Annotated in this window: 16 protein-coding genes and 1 other RNA gene; 6 read left to right on the top strand and 11 right to left on the bottom strand. The window is 54.9% G+C overall.

What is annotated here, in order from left to right:
- Positions 1–132: 132 nt before the first annotated feature.
- Together ACI7RC_RS00740 and ACI7RC_RS00735 are read left to right on the top strand one after the other, a co-directional pair.
- Complete coding sequence (locus tag ACI7RC_RS00740; protein ID WP_408106306.1) at positions 133–702, top strand: RNA polymerase sigma factor; 570 nt, start codon at positions 133–135, stop codon at positions 700–702.
- Complete coding sequence (locus ACI7RC_RS00735) at positions 683–2,434, top strand: DUF4179 domain-containing protein (protein WP_408106305.1); 1,752 nt, start codon at positions 683–685, stop codon at positions 2,432–2,434. Before ACI7RC_RS00740 ends, ACI7RC_RS00735 begins: the two co-directional genes overlap by 20 nt.
- A gap of 49 nt (positions 2,435–2,483) precedes the next feature.
- Here the strand turns inward: ACI7RC_RS00735 and ACI7RC_RS00730 are convergent, their stop codons facing one another.
- The 5 genes from ACI7RC_RS00730 to ACI7RC_RS00710 form a co-directional block, all read right to left on the bottom strand.
- Positions 2,484–2,807: a hypothetical protein gene (locus ACI7RC_RS00730; RefSeq protein ID WP_408106304.1), complete on the bottom strand. Its 324-nt coding sequence runs from the start codon at positions 2,805–2,807 to the stop codon at positions 2,484–2,486.
- Positions 2,808–2,887: 80 nt separating this feature from the next.
- A non-coding RNA gene (gene ssrS, locus ACI7RC_RS00725) (6S RNA) lies at positions 2,888–3,076 on the bottom strand.
- 107 nt (positions 3,077–3,183) lie between these two features.
- Positions 3,184–4,647 carry a M20/M25/M40 family metallo-hydrolase gene (locus ACI7RC_RS00720; protein WP_408106303.1) on the bottom strand — a complete coding sequence of 488 codons (1,464 nt, stop codon included), beginning with the start codon at positions 4,645–4,647 and terminating at the stop codon, positions 3,184–3,186.
- A 122-nt stretch (positions 4,648–4,769) separates the two neighbouring features.
- Entirely contained in the window at positions 4,770–5,984 is a 1,215-nt protein-coding gene (locus ACI7RC_RS00715) for a CaiB/BaiF CoA transferase family protein (RefSeq protein WP_408106704.1), read from the bottom strand.
- A gap of 73 nt (positions 5,985–6,057) precedes the next feature.
- Positions 6,058–6,411, bottom strand: a complete 354-nt coding sequence (locus tag ACI7RC_RS00710; RefSeq protein ID WP_408106302.1) for a DUF4870 domain-containing protein — start codon at positions 6,409–6,411, stop codon at positions 6,058–6,060.
- A 731-nt stretch (positions 6,412–7,142) separates the two neighbouring features.
- Here ACI7RC_RS00710 and ACI7RC_RS00705 point away from each other — a divergent pair.
- Entirely contained in the window at positions 7,143–7,313 is a 171-nt protein-coding gene (locus tag ACI7RC_RS00705; protein ID WP_408106301.1) for a YjzC family protein, read from the top strand.
- Between the two features lie 51 nt (positions 7,314–7,364).
- Here ACI7RC_RS00705 and ACI7RC_RS00700 read toward each other — a convergent pair whose 3' ends face one another.
- On the bottom strand, positions 7,365–7,595 hold the full coding sequence (locus tag ACI7RC_RS00700) for a hypothetical protein (protein ID WP_408106300.1): 231 nt from the start codon (positions 7,593–7,595) through the stop codon (positions 7,365–7,367).
- Between the two features lie 76 nt (positions 7,596–7,671).
- Between ACI7RC_RS00700 and ACI7RC_RS00695 the strand changes: the two genes are divergently transcribed.
- Positions 7,672–8,196 carry a DUF309 domain-containing protein gene (locus tag ACI7RC_RS00695; RefSeq protein ID WP_408106299.1) on the top strand — a complete coding sequence of 175 codons (525 nt, stop codon included), beginning with the start codon at positions 7,672–7,674 and terminating at the stop codon, positions 8,194–8,196.
- Here ACI7RC_RS00695 and ACI7RC_RS00690 read toward each other — a convergent pair.
- Positions 8,193–8,864: a CPBP family intramembrane glutamic endopeptidase gene (locus ACI7RC_RS00690; RefSeq protein WP_408106298.1), complete on the bottom strand. Its 672-nt coding sequence runs from the start codon at positions 8,862–8,864 to the stop codon at positions 8,193–8,195. The genes ACI7RC_RS00695 and ACI7RC_RS00690 overlap by 4 nt on opposite strands.
- Before the next feature lie 192 nt (positions 8,865–9,056).
- Between ACI7RC_RS00690 and ACI7RC_RS00685 the strand changes: the two genes are divergently transcribed.
- Both ACI7RC_RS00685 and ACI7RC_RS00680 read left to right on the top strand, forming a co-directional pair.
- On the top strand, positions 9,057–9,527 hold the full coding sequence (locus ACI7RC_RS00685; protein WP_408106297.1) for a CcdC family protein: 471 nt from the start codon (positions 9,057–9,059) through the stop codon (positions 9,525–9,527).
- Positions 9,528–9,677: 150 nt separating this feature from the next.
- On the top strand, positions 9,678–10,067 hold the full coding sequence (locus ACI7RC_RS00680) for a DoxX family protein (RefSeq protein WP_408106296.1): 390 nt from the start codon (positions 9,678–9,680) through the stop codon (positions 10,065–10,067).
- Between the two features lie 57 nt (positions 10,068–10,124).
- Here the strand turns inward: ACI7RC_RS00680 and pyrE are convergent, their stop codons facing one another.
- From pyrE to ACI7RC_RS00660, 4 genes are read right to left on the bottom strand one after another with little or no spacing between them, the layout of a single operon-like run.
- On the bottom strand, positions 10,125–10,769 hold the full coding sequence (gene pyrE, locus ACI7RC_RS00675; protein WP_408106703.1) for an orotate phosphoribosyltransferase: 645 nt from the start codon (positions 10,767–10,769) through the stop codon (positions 10,125–10,127).
- Between the two features lie 21 nt (positions 10,770–10,790).
- The gene (pyrF, locus tag ACI7RC_RS00670; protein ID WP_408106295.1) at positions 10,791–11,513 is read right to left on the bottom strand and encodes an orotidine-5'-phosphate decarboxylase; all 723 of its coding nucleotides are present in this window, start codon (positions 11,511–11,513) and stop codon (positions 10,791–10,793) included.
- A gap of 15 nt (positions 11,514–11,528) precedes the next feature.
- The gene (gene carB / locus ACI7RC_RS00665; RefSeq protein ID WP_408106294.1) at positions 11,529–14,741 is read right to left on the bottom strand and encodes a carbamoyl-phosphate synthase large subunit; all 3,213 of its coding nucleotides are present in this window, start codon (positions 14,739–14,741) and stop codon (positions 11,529–11,531) included.
- Positions 14,725–15,822: a carbamoyl phosphate synthase small subunit gene (locus ACI7RC_RS00660; protein WP_408106293.1), complete on the bottom strand. Its 1,098-nt coding sequence runs from the start codon at positions 15,820–15,822 to the stop codon at positions 14,725–14,727. Before ACI7RC_RS00660 ends, carB begins: the two co-directional genes overlap by 17 nt.
- Position 15,823: the final 1 nt, after the last annotated feature.

Raw genomic sequence — 15,823 nt, 5'->3', positions numbered from 1 at the left:
GGAGAGCGAGGTCAGCTGCAGATTTTTTTCATCGGCCTGTAAGATTATTGCAGAAGTTGTCGTTTTACTAAGTGAGCGTGCAAAAAGGAATCCGTTGCTGCGCAGCACGCCTTTTTGAAGGAGGAGAAAATCATGCTGGAGGAGCAGGAGCTCATTGTACAGATCTTGCAGGGCAACCAGCAGGCTTACGCTCAGATCATCGACAGGTACAAATCGAGACTGTATGCCGTCCTGATCAAAATGGTCGGCCAGCCGCAAGACGCCCAAGATATGCTGCAGGAAGTGTTTATCAAAATCTATTACAAGCTGAATGAATATTCCCCAACAGGGAAATTTTCAGCCTGGATCTATCGCATCGCCATCAACCACTGTCTGGATGAGCTGCGGCGCCGAAAAAGGGAACTGCCGAACATCCCGATCAGCGATTCGGACCATCCGCACGATGATACTCCGGAAAAACTATACTTGGAAAAGGAGCAGGCTGCCGCGTTTCAGAAGATTTTGCTCAGCTTGCCGGAGGACTACCGCATCGTGTTGCTGCTCCGCCACAGCGAGCAGCTCAGCTACAGGGAGATCAGTGAAACGTTGATGATCCCCGTCAATACGGTACAGGTTCGCCTGCACCGCGCCCGGAAAAAGTTCCAGGAATGCTGGTTAAAAAGGAAAGAAGGGGGGGGTGTGTATGAAATGTATCCACTCTGAGGAATTGATGAAATTTTGCGACCAGGAGCTCCCCTCTGCGGAGAACAGGCGAATTCAAAGCCACCTCGATGAATGTCAAGAGTGTCGACAGCGCCTGCAGCAGTATCGGGAGTTGTGCCATTCCATTGACGATCTGCTCACTTTGACAGCCCCTCCGCTTCCCGAATCGTTTACGGCCGAAACTTTATCGCAACTTCCCCCGGCTGAAGCGGTCCCGCAAGCGGCCCGGACAGCAAAATTCCAAAGGATGAAACAAAGGAGTTGGATCATTGTGAAAAGAATTACATGGACGGCAGCCGGTTTGGCTGTAGCGATTTCGCTCGGCACTTTCGTCTCTCCGACGTTTGCCGCGTTTGTAAAAGAAACGTTGTTTAACATCACGGATGACGCAGGGGTAAAAAAAGCTGCAGAACAGGGATTTATCACCCAGTCAGAGGTGAAGGTAACCGATCAGGGGATCACGCTCGCCGTCACGGAAGTCCTGGCCGATCCGAAACGCATCGTGTTTACGTTTGGACTTGCGGACAAAGACGGAAACGCCCTTCCTCGGGAACTGCTCAGAGGAGAAGAGATCACACGGGAAGACAACCAGTACTACCTGACCGATGAAAAGGGGAATACCGTCTACCATGACTGGGACGGCGGACTAAGGTCAGACCCGCAACAAGGCTACATGGAAATTCCGTTGGAAAAAGAAGTACCCAACAAGCTGACCCTCCATCTTGACATTCATAAAATTGGCAAGACAAAAGGAAATTGGCATCTGCAAGTTCCCATCGACATGGAAAAGAGCAAAACCGCATCCAAGGTGATTCCGGTGAACCAGCAGTACACCACACCGCAGGGAATTGCCATCTCCTTGAAACAAGTAGACCTGTCGCCGAGCACTACGAATCTTCTGTTCCAAACCGAGCTGACAGCCGAATGGGATAAACAGATAAAGGCGCGATGGGGAAAAGCATCGCAACCAGCAGTCGCGGGCGAGAGACAGGTCATCTTCCCTCCCGGAATGAGCGAGGAGAAAAAACAGCAGCTATTGCAGGAAATGGCCAAACAACCGCCGTTTCATCCAAACAATTATTACATGAATGAATACGGCTTCTACTACCGTCTGCTCAACGAACGAGGGGAAGTAGTCGCAGCCTGGGACGATGTGAACGATACAAATCTGACCCGCGAAAAGAACGAAGTAACCAGCCAAATGTCCAAGAGTAAAGAGGAGGGTTCACGGCAAAAAGATGAACAGCACGCATTCGCGCCGCTTGGCGACGTCAAAAACCTGACGCTGGAACTGGAGGCTGTTTACACCTATGAGCCAGCCGACTTCTCCATGACAGTAAAACCTGATCATATAGCCAAACAGCCGGTCAGCCAGGAGTATCAAGGCAATACGGTTACGGCAAAAAGCTTCCGGATGAAAACCGATTCCACAGAGGAGAAACTGAGCTACTGGACGATTGATCAACCGGCAGCCCTGATCGAGATTGAAGGAAAACTGGCGAAAGGCACCGTCAAGCCGGAAGAATGGAAGGTAAAAGACAGCCAAGGCAATGTCCTCAGACCAGGGGTCGCTTTAGACTACAAGCGGGATGAGGACGGTACCGTCAACTTCCACGGCTGGCTGTGGGTCGAAACGGAACAGAAGCCGTCAGAGTTGACACTGAACTTCTCCTACCTGCAAAAAGAGCACCGCGATGTCAACTGGAGCGTTCCGATCACTTTGCAACCATAATCAAAAACGGCAGAACCGCCTGCAGGTTTTATTGCAGCGGTTCTGCCATTCACACATTGCCTTCCGGTGTTCTCATGCCGCTCAAGATCTCCTCGGCCCACCGCTTGAATACCGGAAGTGCTGTTTCCGCATCAGGACAGTGCTCTTCCGCTTCGCAGATGTAATCCGGGAAACAAGTGATGCGGTTTTTCCGTACGCGTACGCCGGCCGCTTCGCACTTGATCTCCAAAAAAGTGTGAACAGGATCGTCCAGCCCGTATTGATTCTCCAAAAATTCGTAAGTCCGCACCCACTCCAGTACCCGGATTTCGTTTGGCTTCAGGTCCATGGCCTGTTCCAGCGACATGACCGTCTCATTCCCATAGTAATGCATGGCTGCAGCTCCTTTTTTGTATAAAATGGAAAAAAGCCCAGGATCCTTTTCAAGGCTCTGGGCTTCCTTGTCTTATGTACAAGGCCCCCGCTCTGCCGTCCGACCTCATGTTTCTTTAACCTGCACTGACAGGTGGGTGACCCGTCCACGCTTCTGCCTTCCCATGCATCCGCAAACGGAGGTGGGCCTGACATACACGTGAAGTTCTGTCTCCCTAGAAACACTCAAGGTTAAAAACATAAGCAGCCGAACGTACATCGCAGGATCGCTGTTTCATCTCGCAATAGAATAATCTTATACTAACACAGGATTCAACCATGCTCAACGAAAAATGTTTTCCTGTTTGCCTCAATCTTACCAGGCAGACAGATCAGGTTTAACGTCCGGCCACCTTCCGCAGCGTTTCATAAATCATCTCTGTTCCTTCATTGAGTGATCGAATCGAGATTCTTTCATCGTTTCCATGCATCCGCTCCAAGGTTTCGTTGTCAAGAGGATAGGGATAGATGCCGTAGACGGGAACACCTCTGTCCCGCCAGGCAGATCCGTCTGTCCCCGCCTCGAACAGGGCCGGAACTACCTCTGCCTTGGGCCAAACCTGCTTGCTGCTTTCCTCCAGTGCCCGGTAGAGTTCCGTATCGACAGGCGATGCCGGAGCATTTGTCTTCTTATCGTAATATTCCCGTGCCTCGCTGTCCGTCATGCCGGAAGCCAATTCGATTTTCACCTCGGGATCATTGACGACCTTGCGCAGTTGTTCCATTACTTCGTAGGGAGTAGAACCTGGTACCAGACGGACATTTATGATCGCCTCCGCCGTACCCGGGATGACATTTTCCTTAATACCGGCATTGACCATCGTCGGCGCGACAGTATTGCGCATCAAAGCGTGCCAGAGCAGCGGATAATCGCCAAGTTCAACCACTTTCCGCCCCGCCTCGCGCAGCTCCTCCGGCTTTTTGCCTTCGGCCAGCTTTTTGAGATGGCTGGCAAGCGGCTCTTTCGCTGTTCTCGACAGTGCCCGGAAGTACTCCCGCGTCTGCTCGTTGAGAGTAGGGTCGGTATCCCATTGAGTGATTTTGGCCAAGGCCTGGGTCAGGTGTGAAATAGCACTCTCCGTCATCGGACGGGAAGAATGCGTAGGCTTGCCCGCAGCCGTCAGTTTCAGCGAGACGTAAATCTTGTCGCGAGTCGTAATGTTCACCTGTGTGGTTTCTCCGGCGCCGTTCTGAAAAATCCACCCGCCTTCATTCAGCGCAAATTCGGCGTCGATCTTCTCCCAGTAATTCTCAGCCAGCCAACTCGTACCGTACTCCCCCGCTTCCTCATCCGCCTCGGCCAGAAAAATGACATCCCTTGAGAGCGGCACCTTGTTTTCCGCCAGCATCAAAACTGCCCTGGCAAAAACGGCCTGACCTCCTTTAAAGTCCATCGCTCCTCGTCCCAGCACATACCCGTCCTGAATCACGCCGGCAAAGGGATCAACACTCCAGCCGCTCCTTTCTGCAGGAACGACATCGGAGTGTGCAGCGAGCAGGACCGGTTTTTTGCTACCGTCCCCTTTCAGCCGGGCGATGAAGTGGGCCTGGCCCGAAGGAGTCACGATAATCTCCGTCTCGGCTCCGGCCGCATCGAACAGCTTTTTCAGGTATTCGGCCTGACCCAGCGTTTGGCCGCCCGGATTGCTTGAATCGAAGCGAAGCAATTCCTGCAGCAATTTTGCTGTTTTGCTGCTGGTTTCCTCGATCCGCGTGTCTTCTGCCGCCACTGCTGCCGACAGCGGGAATGCGCTTGTCAGCAGAGAAACGGCCAGTATCGTACCAAGCAGAGAACACCTCATATGCCACTCTCCCTCAACATCTATTTTCAAATGCCAAAAGTAACATATGATCGGTGTTTCCCCATTATGTAATGAATCCAAACAAAAAAACAGGCGCCGATTTCACAGCGCCGACAGTGATGTCACTTTTTATCCGGTATGATTCCCAATGAGGCGTACTTCCTCAATTCCGAATCGCCAATCGCCAATTTGCTTCGCAGCACATCGTGCGTATCCGCTCCACTGCCCCCTGCGTATAACGCGGCCTCCGCCATCCTGCTTTGAACGATAAGCGGGGAAGTCGTCTGAATCGGCGGCTCATCATAAGCCGAAGCGGCGAAGCGCCTGCTCCGGACGTACATGCTCCTCGCCCAGTTATCGGCCTCTTCCACTGCTGTCAAGCAGCAGTCAACCTCCATCCCCAGCTCGTTCCACTCTGCCTGCGTCCGGGTCAAAAAGAGCCCTTTCAACTCCTCGTACAATTCCGGCGCTTCTTCGACCCGCAATCCGCCATACGGTTCCCAGTCCTCTCGTCCGACTGCAGAGCAAAAATTCAGCCAGAACTTTTCCTCCAGTGCCGCTAACGCCACAAAGCGCCCATCTGCTGCTTCATACACATTGTAATTGACTCGCAGACACGGAAAGCCGGTCTCTCTACTCTCCTGGCCCCGCTGACCCGTCCATTCCGGCAGTACTCGCATGGAAAGCCACGATGCCAGGACGTCAACCAATGCAATATCGAGGTAAGCCCCTTGCCCGAACCGTTCTTTTTGAACGAGAGCCGCGCAGATTTGTTCGGCCGCAAACAATCCTCCAGCCAGCTCGGCAAGCGGAATTTCCGCCACCACCGGCCGGCCGTCAACATCCCGGTTTACCCCCAGAAATCCGCTTACCGCTTGATAGTTGAGATCGTGTCCGCCCAATTGGCCCATGGTTCCGGTCTGGCCAAACCCCGTGATCGAGCAGTAGATCAACTCCGGCTTTGCCTCGCGAAGCGCGGCATAGTCCAAACCGAGATGGGAGACGACGCCCGGCCGGAAGCTTTCGATCACGACATCAGCTTCGGCAGCCAAGGCAAAGGCCAAATCGCACCCTTCCGGCGCCCGCAGGTTGAGCCATACGCTTTTCTTTTTGCCGATCCCGTCTGGGTACAAGGCATGGGCTTCAGTGGTAAAAACGCCCGTTTCAACAGGGCGGACAGAGTCTCCCAGCGACTCCACCTTGATGACTTCCGCCCCCATCCCGGCGAGCCTGATGCCGCAGTAATGACCTGGCAAATGTCGTGTAAAATCAATGACGGTAATGCCCGTGAGCAAGATGATCCCTCCTTCGTAGAAGAGATGCCATTTGCCGAGCATATTCGCCACGCGAACTAAAAATCCTCTTTTTATTCTGAAAATTTGGACTCCCAAGGATCAAGTGATTCTATCGCTATTTCAGAAAGCGAATGGTGAGCGGATAGCGGTAATTCACCCCCTCATTGGCTTTGACCGCCGCTATGATCACAATGACAATCCACGCCAACAGCAGCACAAACAGCAGCGGAACTCCGATCAGGATGATGACGAGCAAAGAGAGGACGATCCCGTAAATAGAAAAGCTGATGTTAAAGTTAACTGCTTCCCTCCCCTGTTGATCGACAAAGCCCCCATCCTCCCGCTTGATCAGCCATACAACCAGGGGGCCCAAGATGTGGCCAAAAGGAATAATACAGCCGATAAATGCCGCGAGATGGCAGATCGTCGCCCAAAGCCGTTCGTCCTTTGACGGAATGCTCGTGTTCATGAAGCTCTTCCCTCCCTTCTGCTTTAGTCTTAATGTACGATGGCAGCTTTAAAAGATTGCCTGGCATGAAGAAAAGCTTCGATTGAAGCCTTCTCGAAGAAGTAGTCGAGTCCTTCTTTAGCGGAAGCTTTTACCGAAGCTAATGCCGGATGCAGACGCTGAGGTACTTCGTCATGCAGGATAAGGAAGCTGTCTGAAGGAAGTTATGCTTTCTTATCCTGTCGGAAAAGGCAAAAAGCGCCTTGGCGGCGCTTTTTGTTCCCCTAGCTGTCCCAGCCTCTCCAACCGTCGCCCATCCATCCGTCGTGCCAGCCGCCCATGGAACGGCCGCCCCACATCGATGAACCGGAAGACGAATCATGGTAATGGTGGCGGTGATGATGATGCCCACCTTTGTGATAGGTATGGCACTTCATCTTGTAGTAAGGTGTGTAGCAGCAATGCTTCTTGTAATACTTTTTCTTACAGCACTTTCTGCATTTGGTGTGGCAATGTGACTTTCCGCATCCACAACTCATTAACCTCACCCCCTTGAACTGATACAGTTACAAAGTATGATGAAGGTGCCGCTTTCGAATGGTACATCAGACCATCCCGAGGAAAATCAGCTTTTGCCCCCCGGGAACACACATTTGCTTTTCCTCTGTTCACGCTTGTGCCAAGCGCAGTGGATGAGCAGTCGCTGCCCGGGGATACTACGTAAATAACGGTTGAGAGCGAGGTGAGAACAGATGGGGGAACCAACCCGATTTAAGGCTGGCGACAAGTCTCCGAAAAACGCCGTCTACCGTGAAATCGGCGAGACCGGGGCCAATGTGGAGGATCCCATGATCATCGAATTGGGAAGAGGAGATACCTTTCCGGCTACCCGCAATAAAAACCGCGTTTGGACATATAAGTAAGCAAACGCGAAAAAGCGCCAAGAGCCCGTCGGCTTGGCGCACATTTTCCCTTCAATCATCAGCTTCTTCATCATCTTCGTCGAACTCTACGTAGGTTATGGTCACACCGAGGCTTCTCAGCAAGTCCAAAACGGCCGTGTTCAGCCGTTCGTCAGCGAGCAGTCCGATGCTCTCCACCAGTTCCAGCTCTTCCAGTTCCCCCGATTTTGCGTCCTCAATCAACTCCAGAATTTCCTTCATGTTTTGCTGCTCCAATATGGAGAGGATTTCCTCTTTCGTCACGTCTTTTCCCTGCCTTTTCTGCGTGTAATCCTGTATAATTATATCCTATCAGATTACAAAGGGGTTCACGTAATAAATGTTGAAATATCCCGACGCCTACATCCGTTACCTTGTCCATTTCCATGGGGACCGCGACTATTTTGAATGTCATGAAATCCTGGAAGAGTATTGGAAAGAGCTGGGGAAACCGCAGGATCCTGTCTGGGTCGGCCTGATCCAGCTCGCCGTTGCCTTGTACCATCAGCGGCGGGGAAATTTCGCCGGCGGCATAAAGATGATGGCCAGCGCCATTCGCAACCTGGAGAACACAAGTGCAAGCGTCCGTCAGCTGGGACTAGACGATCAAAAACTGCTCGATCTGCTTCGTCAGCGGTTGGCCGAGCTTGAACAAAACCAGCCGTACACCAGCTTGAATCTTCCGTTTTCAGATGAAGAGCTGCTGCTCGCCTGCTCGGACCTCTGCCGGCAAAGCGGCGTGTCATTTGGCCAGCCGAGCGATGAATCGAATCGTTTTCTGCTGCACAAACATACCCTGCGCGATCGCAGCGGCGTCATCAGCGAGCGGCTGAACAGCTTGAAAAGCAAACATCGGCAGCCTTAAAAAATCCACCTTACTAGCGCGGTCATCAGTCCCAGATCGGCCAGCATGTGGCTGAACCAGCTCGCGTATATCGACTGGTAGCGAAGACCAAGCCAGCCCCAGAAGGCGCCCACCGCAAACACCAGACAAGTAATCGCGATTCCCCAGGCCCAGCCGAACAGGCAGACGCCCAGAATCAGGTGATAGATGGAAAAGAACAGACTGGTCAGCGGGATGGACCGCTCGGGGGGCATGCTGACCGACAGACGCTCGAGGACAAACCCCCGCCAGAACCACTCTTCCAACAGCGAGTTGACGATCGTGATATAACCGGCAAACAGCCAGATAAACCGTGAGGAAAGTCCCCAGCTCATCAGCGTCTGCCGGATCAAAAGTCCGTCGATGCCCGCCGTCAGCAGCAGCCGGGTTCCGATGAGCACCGCGGCGAATAACAGAATGCCGCTGGAAAACCCCACCCAAAGCCCCTTTGCATGCTTGCCTCGCCCGGTTCGCCAGACTCGCTGCCAAATATCCTGCAGTCTGCCCTCCCGCCATCCGTGAATCATCGGAATCCCAAGGCAGACGAACAAGTGAAACGCGACGAACGTAACCACCAAGCTGTGACGGTAGACAAGTCCGTAAAAGATCGCCAACGTGGCAACGAAGCCGTAGCAGATAAAGAGCAACACAGATTGTTTTGCTGTTGGCCGCCTCCTCTCCCCTTAACCCGTCCCGTATATTGTTTCTCTTTGCCATCAGATACATTCGTTTCCAGAGACACGTAAAATTCGCCAAGCTGTAATATTTTTATTGGAGGAACCGGAGGAGATTGTGTAAACTATAGGTATGATGAAATGAAATGGTGTGGAGGGATTATTCCCATGGATCATCTCTTGTCGCCTGCTGTAATCGGTTTGGCAGTCGGCCTCTGCATGGCCATGTTCGTGATGTTTGTTCGCCTGCGTGCCGCCAAAAAGCCGGTTTCGATGAAAAAAATCATCATCCCTCCGATCGCGATGTCGACGGGGTTTGCGATGTTTTTTTTCCCGGGAACGGCGTCTCCGTTTCCCTATGATATCCTCGCTTTTTTTGCCGGTACATTGCTATCTATTCCGCTGATCCTCTCCTCCAAGTTTGAGGTGAAGGGAAATGAAATTTACCTGAAGAGGTCCAGGGCGTTTATCGCCATTCTGTTATGTCTCGTTTTGATTCGGTCCGGCATCAAACTGTGGATTGGCGATTCGATTTCTGCGATGCAATCCGCCGGTCTGTTTTTCATTTTGGCTTTTGGCATGATTTTGACGTGGCGAATCGCGATGCTGATCAAGTATCGGCAGCTGGCTAAAAATTAACGTTTAATCCCATAAAAAGCATCTGCAGCTATCTTGCGCTGCAGATGCTTTTTTCTGTGAATCGGAATTGCCACTTGACAAAAGTAAGTAACGTGAGGATAATACTAATTAAAAGTAAGTAACATTAGTTTAATAATCAAGGAGGACATGATGATCAATCTCGGTCTTTTACTCATTCGTCTCGTCGTAGGTCTCACATTCATGGGGCATGGCGCCCAAAAGCTGTTTGGCATGTTTGGCGGTTACGGCCTGAAAGGAACCGGCCAGTGGCTGGAATCGATCGGGGTCAAACCAGGTACGGCAATGGCTTTGCTGGCCGGTTTGAGCGAACTCGTCGGAGGTGCGCTGTTCGCCGCCGGGTTTTTAACTCCTGTCGGTGCGTTCCTGATCGTCGTCACGATGCTGGTCGCTATCTTCACCGTCCATGGCAAAAACGGCTATTGGGCTACAGCCAATGGGTTTGAGTACAATCTCATCCTGATTGCCGTGGCAGTCGGGGTTGCCCTGATCGGCCCTGGCGCCTACGCGATTGGCGGTTAAAATACAACAACGGCAAATCCCCTGCACGCTCGCTTTGACGAGTATGCAGGGGATTGTTTAGTTTGCAGGATAAAACGTATGTGGATCCTGTTTCCAAAGTCCAAGAACCTGCTCCTGATTGGCGTCGATCACGCCTTGTTCCCGTGCCGCTTCCAACAGGGCCGTATAGTTGGACAGGGTGTGCACCGGGATGCCAGCCTCGGCAAACAGCGCTTCTGCCGACGGGAACTGATAGGAGAAAATCGCAGCTACACCGAGCACATTGCCCCCTTCTACCTGTACTGCCTGCGCCGCTTTTAACGAGCTTCCGCCAGTGGAGATCAAGTCTTCGATCACGACGACCTGCTGGTTCGGACGAAGCACGCCTTCAATCTGGTTTTGCCGTCCGTGCCCCTTGGCCTTGTCCCGGACGTAGATCATCGGCAATTCCAAACGCTCCGCCACCCATGCTGCATGGGGGATCCCCGCCGTAGCCGTGCCCGCTATCACCTCTGCACCAGGGAACCGCTCACGAATCACCCGGACAAAAGCGTCTGCGATCTGCTTGCGAACGGCAGGGTAAGACATCGTCACCCGATTGTCGCAGTAGATCGGCGACTTGATTCCCGACGTCCAGGTAAACGGCTGATCGGGCCGCAAGTGGACAGCGCCAATTTGCAGCAGACTGCTTGCGATTTGCTTTGCCAGCTGGGTTGTTTCCATCTGATTCATCTTAAGTTCCCCTCACCCTTTTATCGATTGCACCATGGCCTGCCATGCAGCCAACGGTTCTTTTGCCTGTGTGATCGCCCGGCCGACGACAATAAAGTCGCTGCCCCGGCCAAAGGCATCTGCCGGAGTGGTCACCCGTATCTGATCCCCGCGGTCCCCACCGGCGGGGCGGATGCCCGGCGTGACGGTGTAGAAGTCGGCACCGGCAGCTTGCTTGATCAGCGGCACTTCCAGCGGCGAGGCCACGACGCCGTCCAGGCCGGCTCGTTTCGCCAGTGTGGCGTAGTGACCGACCGCGGCTTCCAGCTCACCGGGGATGCCGAGCTCCTGATTCATCACCTGCTGACTGGTGCTGGTCAGCATCGTTACGCCGATCAAGAGCGGCCGAGCGGGGCCGGACGCCCCTGCTTCCAAGCCTTCCCGCGCCGCCTCCATCATCGCTGCACCGCCGGCGACGTGGACATTGACCATGTCGGCCCCAAGGCGGGCGAGACTTTTCATCGCCCCCTTGGCCGTGTTGGGGATGTCGTGCACTTTTAAATCGACGAAGACCTTGAGGCCTCGCTCCTTCAACCGGCTGACGACACCGGGGCCGGCAGCGTAGAAGAGCTCCATGCCTACCTTCACGTAGCGCACTTCCTCACCCAATTGGGCCAAACAGCGCTCGATCTCCTCGCCGGACGAAAAATCGAGGGCGAGGATGATCCGCTCGCGGATGTCATCGGACAATGCCATCCCTTCATTCCTCCTTTACTGGGCGACGACGGCCTTGCCTGTACGCTGCTGCGGCATCGCCTCTGTGGAGAAGGTGATCGTCTCCAGGACGTGCAGCAGTGCTGTCGCGGTATCGAGTGACGTCAGACAGACGGCACCGTTCTCCACTGCTTCGCGGCGGATACGGAAGCCGTCCCGCTCCGGTGCCTTGCCTCTCGTCAACGTGTTGAGGACGATGTTGGCCTCGCCCGTGCGAATGACGTCCAGCAGGTTGGGCGTGCCTTCCGACAGTTTTTGCACCCGCGTCACAGCCAGACCGGCCTGCTCAAGGCAATCTGCCGTACCGTCTGTCGCCATCAATTTGAAACCGAGCAGGTGGAAGCGTTTGACAATCCCCAGCGCTTCCGCTTTGTCCTTGTCAGCCACCGTCACCAAGAGCGTTCCGTGCGTCGGAATGTTCATTCCTGCCGCCAGCAATCCTTTGTACAGCGCCTTGGCCAGCGTCTGCTCGCGCCCCATCACTTCCCCGGTCGATTTCATCTCCGGCCCCAGCGTGATATCCACCCGGCGCAGTTTGGTAAAGGAGAAGACAGGCACTTTGACTGAGACCATCTGCTCTTCCGGATGGTAACCCGGCTCAAAGCCCTGCTCGATGATCGAATGTCCGAGGATCGCCTTGGTGGCGATGTTGGCCATCGGAATGCCGGTGACTTTGGACAAGAACGGCACCGTGCGCGAAGAGCGCGGATTTACTTCGATGACATAAGGGCGATTTTTGTAGATGACGAACTGGATGTTGAGCAGCCCCTTGATTTGCAGTGCCCGGGCCAGCTTGGTCGTCATTTCGATCAATTCCCGCTTAATCTCGGCGGAAAGCGACTGCGGCGGGTAGACCGCGATCGAGTCCCCGGAGTGAACCCCGGCCCGTTCGATGTGTTCCATGATACCCGGGATCAGCACGTTTTCGCCGTCGCAAATCGCGTCTACTTCCGCTTCCGTTCCAAGCATGTAGCGGTCGATCAGCACCGGATGATCCGGATTTACCTTGACCGCCTGCTCCATGTAGGCAGTCAATTCCGCGTCGTTATAGACGATCTCCATCGCACGTCCGCCCAGCACATAGGAGGGGCGGACCAGTACCGGAAAGCCGATCGATTCTGCCGCTCCGATGGCTTCCGCGACGGACGTGACGGTTTTGCCCGGCGGCTGCGCCAGATCGAGCTTGCGCAGCAGCGCCTCGAACTTCTCGCGGTTCTCGGCGGCGTCGATATTTTCCAGGCTGGTGCCGAGAATGCGCACGCCTCTTGCGGCAAGCTTGTCAGCCAGGTTGATCGCCGTCTGGCCGCCGAACTGGACGATGACGCCTTCCGGTTGTTCCTGGTCGATGATGTTCATCACGTCTTCGATGTAGAGCGGTTCGAAGTACAGGCGGTCCGAAGTGTTGAAGTCAGTCGAGACCGTTTCCGGATTGTTGTTGATAATGATCGCCTCGTAGCCGGCCTCTTTCAAGGCCCAGACGGCGTGAACGGTGGCGTAGTCAAATTCGATCCCCTGCCCGATCCGGATTGGGCCGGAACCGAGCACGATGACCCGCTTTTTGTTCGTCCCGGTCCGTTCGTCCTCCTGCTCGTAGGCGGAGTAATAGTACGGCGTGGCCGCTTCGAACTCGGCGGCGCAAGTATCGACCATCTTGAACACGGGGATGATTCCGCCTGCTTTCCGCAGTTGACGGATGTCTTCTTCGCTTCTCCCCGCCAGCTCGCCAATTTTCCGATCGGTAAAGCCGAGCCGCTTTGCCTTTCGCAGCAGCTCCTGATCCAGTTCGCCTTCGCGCAGTTCCGATTCAAAAGCGACGATGCGGGCAAACTTGTGCAGGAAAAACAGGTCGATCTTGCTCATGTCGTGAATTTCATCGATGCTGATGCCGCGGCGCAGCGCTTCCGCGATCAGGAAGAGCCGCTCATCGTCCGCTGTCCGCAGCCGCTGGCGCAGGTCTGCTTCGGCAATCTTGTCGGCATCCTTCAATTCGAGGTGGTAACAGCCGATCTCCAGCGAACGGATCGCTTTCATGATCGATTCCTCGAACGTGCGGCCGATGGCCATCACTTCACCGGTCGCCTTCATCTGAGTGCCCAGCTTCCGGTTGGCCGACTGGAATTTGTCGAACGGCCAGCGCGGAATTTTGCTGACGATGTAGTCGATGGTCGGCTCAAAGCATGCGTACGTCTGTCCGGTGACAGGATTTTTCAGTTCATCCAGGGTGTAGCCGATGGCGATCTTGGCTGCCATTTTGGCGATCGGATAGCCGGTCGCCTTGGAAGCCAGCGCCGAGGAGCGGCTGACCCGCGGGTTTACTTCAATGACGTAGTATTGGAAGCTATTCGGATCCAGCGCATACTGAACGTTGCAGCCGCCTTCGATACCGAGTGCGCGGATGATTCTCAGGGCCGAGGAGCGCAGCATTTGGTACTCGCGGTCGGCCAGCGTCTGGCTGGGAGCGACGACGATGCTGTCGCCGGTGTGGACCCCGACCGGGTCGATGTTTTCCATATTGCAGACGACGATGCAGTTGTCGTTGGCGTCGCGCATGACTTCGTACTCGATCTCTTTCATCCCGGCGATGCTCTGTTCGATCAGGCATTGGCTGATCGGCGAGTACTTGAGGCCGCTGGCGACGATCTCCCGCAGGCTCTCCTCGTTGTCGCAGATGCCGCCGCCGGTTCCGCCCAAGGTGTACGCCGGGCGGACGATCAGGGGATAGCCGATCTCACCCGCAAACGCTACCGCTTCTTCTACAGTGGAGACGATCACCGACTCCGGCACCGGTTCGCCCAGCTCGTTCATCAGGGCGCGGAACAACTCCCGGTCTTCCGCCCGCTTGATCGAATCGAGATTGGTGCCGAGCAGCTTCACGTTCTCGGCCTCCAGCACGCCTGCCTCAGCCAGGGCGACAGCCATGTTGAGCCCGGTCTGTCCGCCCAGTGTAGGCAGGAGCCCGTCCGGTTTTTCCTGCCGGATCACGCGGGCGACAAACTCAGGCGTAATCGGTTCGATGTACACCTTGTCGGCCATGTTGGTATCGGTCATGATCGTGGCCGGATTGGAGTTGATCAGCACCACTTCCAGCCCTTCTTCTTTTAAAGCCTCACACGCCTGCGTTCCGGCGTAGTCAAATTCTGCCGCCTGTCCGATGACGATCGGGCCTGAGCCGATGACGAGGATTTTTTTCATGTTATCGAGCTTTGGCATAGGTTTTTTCCTCCTTCGCGCGAGCGACCATTTCCAAAAACTGGTCAAACAAGTATCCCGAATCGTACGGACCTGGAGCCGCTTCCGGATGGTACTGGACGGAAAATGCCTGTTTGTCCGGATGGCGCAGTCCTTCAACCGTTCCATCGTTTAGGGCGATATGCGTCACTTCCAGTCCCGTTCCTTGAATCGACTCGGCAGCTACCGCATAGCCGTGGTTTTGCGCCGTGATGTAGGTGCGGCCCGTCGCCAGCTCTTTCACTGGGTGGTTGCCGCCGCGGTGGCCGAACTTCATTTTGGCCGTGTCTGCACCGGAGGCGAGCGCCAGCAGTTGATGACCCAGGCAGATGCCGAACAGCGGAAACTCGCCGAGCAGCTGCCGGATCGTCTCGATCGATTGCGGCACGTCTTTGGGGTCGCCAGGGCCGTTGGACAAGAGGATGCCGTCCGGCTGAATCCGGCGAATCTCGTCAGCCGTCACGTCGTACGGAGTGACGACGACGTCACAGCCGCGTTTGGTCAGTTCGCGCAGGATGCCGTGTTTGGCGCCGTAATCGATCAGCACGATCCGATCTCCCGCTCCCGGGCAGCTAAACACGCTTTTGGTTGAAACCCGCGAGACCTGGTCCGTCATCAGCGGGGTGGAGGCCAGCTGTGCTGCCAGTTCCTGTGCCGGTGTGCCGCTCGTGGTAATGATCCCGCGCAGCGTGCCGTAGTGGCGGATCTTGCGGGTCAGCATTCGCGTATCGACGCCGCTGATGCCGGGAATGTCGTACGCCTTCAGCAGTTGGTCCAGCGTCTGCGCATTGCGCCAGTTGCTCGGCTGGTCGCAGTGCTCGCGGACGACGAAGCCGTGGATAAACGGACGAACGGCCTCAAAGTCGTCCCGGTTGACACCGTAATTGCCGATCAAGGGATAGGTCATGACGACGAGTTGTCCGCAGAAGGACGGGTCAGACAGCACTTCCTGATAACCGGTCATCCCGGTCGTGAACACGACCTCGCCGCGTCTCTCCCCGGCTGCTCCAAACGCTTCCCCGATGCACTCCGTTCCGTCTTCCAAGATCAATCTGGCTCTCATG

This window comes from Brevibacillus sp. B_LB10_24, assembly GCF_046036945.1.
Taxonomy (GTDB): domain Bacteria; phylum Bacillota; class Bacilli; order Brevibacillales; family Brevibacillaceae; genus Brevibacillus_C.
The sequence above is the reverse complement of the archived record's forward strand: the minus strand, read 5'-3'. Positions and strand labels throughout refer to the sequence as shown.